The organism is Desulfonatronospira sp. (assembly GCA_003563255.1).
GTDB lineage: Bacteria > Desulfobacterota > Desulfovibrionia > Desulfovibrionales > Desulfonatronovibrionaceae > Desulfonatronospira.
Genome location: PWSL01000479.1, coordinates 1 through 3,478, shown reverse-complemented (window position 1 = coordinate 3,478; position 3,478 = coordinate 1). Strand labels below are relative to the sequence as shown.

At 44.3% G+C, this 3,478-nt stretch carries 4 protein-coding genes and 1 pseudogene; all 5 read left to right on the top strand.

Features of this window, described 5'->3' with window-relative positions; translation table 11 throughout:
• Window positions 1-362: pseudogene (locus tag QZP87_RS14110) on the top strand (hypothetical protein); the annotation flags it as partial.
• Between the two features lie 777 nt (window positions 363-1,139).
• Window positions 1,140-1,553, top strand: a complete 414-nt coding sequence (locus QZP87_RS14105; RefSeq protein WP_291323562.1) for a hypothetical protein — start codon at window positions 1,140-1,142, stop codon at window positions 1,551-1,553.
• Between the two features lie 215 nt (window positions 1,554-1,768).
• Window positions 1,769-2,101 carry a nucleotidyltransferase domain-containing protein gene (locus QZP87_RS14100; RefSeq protein ID WP_291323561.1) on the top strand — a complete coding sequence of 111 codons (333 nt, stop codon included), beginning with the start codon at window positions 1,769-1,771 and terminating at the stop codon, window positions 2,099-2,101.
• On the top strand, window positions 2,098-2,490 hold the full coding sequence (locus tag QZP87_RS14095) for a HEPN domain-containing protein (protein ID WP_291323560.1): 393 nt from the start codon (window positions 2,098-2,100) through the stop codon (window positions 2,488-2,490). Before QZP87_RS14100 ends, QZP87_RS14095 begins: the two co-directional genes overlap by 4 nt.
• Before the next feature lie 195 nt (window positions 2,491-2,685).
• Complete coding sequence (locus tag QZP87_RS14090; RefSeq protein ID WP_291323559.1) at window positions 2,686-2,985, top strand: nucleotidyltransferase domain-containing protein; 300 nt, start codon at window positions 2,686-2,688, stop codon at window positions 2,983-2,985.
• Window positions 2,986-3,478: the final 493 nt, after the last annotated feature.

Sequence of the window (3,478 nt, the reverse complement as noted above, 5' to 3'; positions counted from 1 at the left end):
GGGGTAGTGAAGAATATGAGGTCATCAACGAGATAATCCAGCAAGAATCAAGCGGAGGTATAAACATGGAAACCATAGCAGATATGTTAGAAAAGAGAGGGTATGAGAGAGGGTATGATACAGGGTATGATACTGCTTATCAAGAAAAACCGAAATGGGAAAAGCAAGCCGAAATAAAGGCCAATCAAGAAACCCTCATAGATGTAGCTGGAGACTTTCATGGTCCCTTACCAAGTTCACTTCAAGAGAAAATCAAGTCTCTTCAGTCCATTGATAATCTGCGGACCTTAACCAGAAAGGTCTATAGAACCCAATCCCTTGAAGAATTCACCGAGCTGGTAAACCGAGCAGCAGAAAAATAACTTTTTATTTTTCTATCGATTCTCCAAGCCACTCTGTCTGGTAAGAGTGCACCTGGGCCATTATGTTGCCAGCATCCTGCCTTGCCCGCCTGCCTTTAGGAGCAATGGGTCAGGTTTTTTATATTCTAAGGGAAGTTCCGGCTCAACAGGATGAATTCTGCCCAGACCCACCCCACCTCTAATTTACCCATTCCACGTCAAACGCAATGTGTGTAACTTATCCCACTTTTGACCCGTTTCGCGTTTGACGTAAGAGGCGCTAGGGCTGCCCTTTACCCATATGTGTTGCCGGGAAAGGTTGGGCATGGGGGTCTGACCCCAAGTTGCTCCCGGTTTAGTGACTTGCTCCTGAAACCCTATCATAAAAAACAAGAAAATTTGAACCACGCGAAGCGCGTGGCAGGCCAGCCGCTAAGTACGCAAAGTTAAAGACGCGAAGCAGGTGTATTGTCCAAAACCGGGACTCGGTTTTGGACAAGGCTGCCTTTTCATTTGCCGTACACCCGGCAAATGAAAAAAATCTTCCTGTCTTCCTTTGCGACCTTTGCGTTTTGAGTGAGTCTTCGAACGGGCGGTTCAGGTTTCTTTATTTTTTGGGTTGCGGGCATAGCCCGCCTTGGAAAAAGACTCATTAAAGTTTATATTTCAAGTGACGGACAATGCTATTATGTTATATTGCAATGACGGTTATAGCGTTGCGAAAATCGGTGATAAAGGAAGACTTTTTATCAAAAATAGGCTCAAATCTTATTTCACTGGGTAAATATGATCAGGGCCATGGTGGTTAAACATCCCAAAGAATGGAGTCATGGCGGATACCATGAGATAATCGAGCCGCAGCAAAGATACCGAATTATCAGCAGGGATATTTTGAAAAGACTACTGGATATAGACGATGATTTATCCAAGGTTTACTCTGGATGGGTCCAGGCAGCAGTGGATGAGCGTATCCCCAGACAACCAGGCTGGACTGAAAGCGTTGCCGTGGGTTGTAAAGATTTTGTCAAGAAGGTCAAGAAATTGCTTGGCGGAAAAGCTTGTGGTCGCAGGGCTCATGAAGTAGGCAAGGCTGGATCATATGCGTTGAAAGAACCATTGTCGGCTTACAATGATGTTTTTGAGGGTAAAATGGGGCTTTTAAGGTCTGAAAACAAACTAATTTGGGACATTCACCTGGTGAAATGCCCTTAAGCGGCCCTGCCTTGGCAGGATTTCACCGGGTTTATTTTGATATTTAAGTATGATGGTTAGGTCCGCCCCCAAAGCAGGCAAAGCAGGTCCGACCCCAAAGCGTTAACCCAAAGCGACCAAAGCGCGCAAAGCGCCAAGGATTAGGTCCGACCCCAAAGCGAGAAACAGCATGGGGACAGCCCCCGATGCCCAGAAGAAATTAGGAACGTAAAGTCATGTATGATATTGAAGGAATAAAACAAGAAATTTTAGAAAGGCTTCGGAGCATTGATCCTGAGCGGGTTGTGCTTTTTGGCAGTTATGCTCATGGCCGGCCAGGACCAGACAGTGACATTGATCTGTACGTAGTCACAAAGGACAAATTTATTCCTCAGAGTTATAGTGAAAAGCGAGAGCTGGTACGGCGTGTATCCAGGCCTTTGAATGAATTGCGTCAGAAAATAAGTATGGATTTAGTAGTGCATACTTACTCTATGCATAAAAAATTTTACTCCTTAAACAGCTCCTTTGCCAGGGACTTGCAAGAAAGAGGAATCAGAGTGTTATGAGCAAGGAATCTGCCCGGGCATGGCTGGAGTCAGCACTAGCTGACCTGAAAAGCATTGAGTATATCAAGGGCGATGATTTTTTGACCCACATGGCCGCCTTTCATGCCCAGCAGTGTGTTGAGAAGTGTTTTAAAGCCACGCTTGAGTACACTGGCCAAAGAGTACTTAAAGCACACTCCACCTTAAAGCTCTATGGCCTGGTGAAAAATGAATTGCCCGTAGACTTTGAAATCGACATGTTGACGGATCTTGATGATTTATACATAGAGTCCAGGTATCCAGGTGACCTTGGATTGTTGCCCCATGGAAAACCTACAAAAGATGAGTCAAGGGAATTTTTTGAGTTTGCACAGTATGTCTTTGACATGGTGAAAAAGCATTTACAATAGGTGGTTAAAAACTCAGGATCAGACCTATGCTCAGTTTGAATGGGAAATTGAACTGGAAAATGTCAATGATATCAAGGCATAGCAGGAAATTCCGCATACCTTCATTGAAAAATCAGGCATATCGCTAATGATATTGGATGGTTACAGAAGCAGCTTGGGGTCAGACCCCAATGCCCTAACAGAGGAGCTGTTTAAATGGATACGCAAGAGGCTTTAGCTTTAGCCAGGGATTATGTCTATAGAGTAAAACAGATTCTGGATTATGACAGCGCTTACCTTTTTGGGTCATATGCTGCAGGACACCAGGATCAATACAGTGATGTGGATATAGGAATAATCGTTTCTGAAACAGATGAAAACTACCTGAACCTTATGAAAAACCTTTACAGAATACGTCGTGAACTTGATGTGCGCATAGAACCACATTTGTATATTCAGGGTCATGATCCCCTTGATTTTGCTGAGTATGTTGTAAAGTCGGGAATCAGGCTGTAGATGCCATGATACTGTGAAAGATTAATGGGTACCTTGATGCGATTGCAAAAATAATTCTCGGTAACACACATGCACCAGCAAAAAGTCGTGGCATTAATAATCACGGGTCAAAAATCTCCATAACTCTTTGTTTTTACTGAATACTGACCCCTTCTTCTAAGTAACTACAATCGTATTGGCAATAAATTCAGGCGCTTACTAATTTCAGGATGTTTGCTCTTGTTCCCAGGCTGGAGCTTGGGAAAAGCAAATGAAGATGCCGAACTGGGGCTCGGCGTTCCCAGGAGCAAGCGCCTGTAGCCTGAGACCGTGAGTATTTGCTTATCCTTATTGGGTCGGACCTAATCAAGTTATTGAACTAAACGCGGGCTATGCCCGCAACCCAGATAAGATAAGAGTTTTTAGCCCACCCCAGTAAAATGGGAAGAAATTTTACGGGGCAGGCAGATCACACCCAGTGAAATCCGTCCCAGTGAAACCCCCTTTGGGGAGT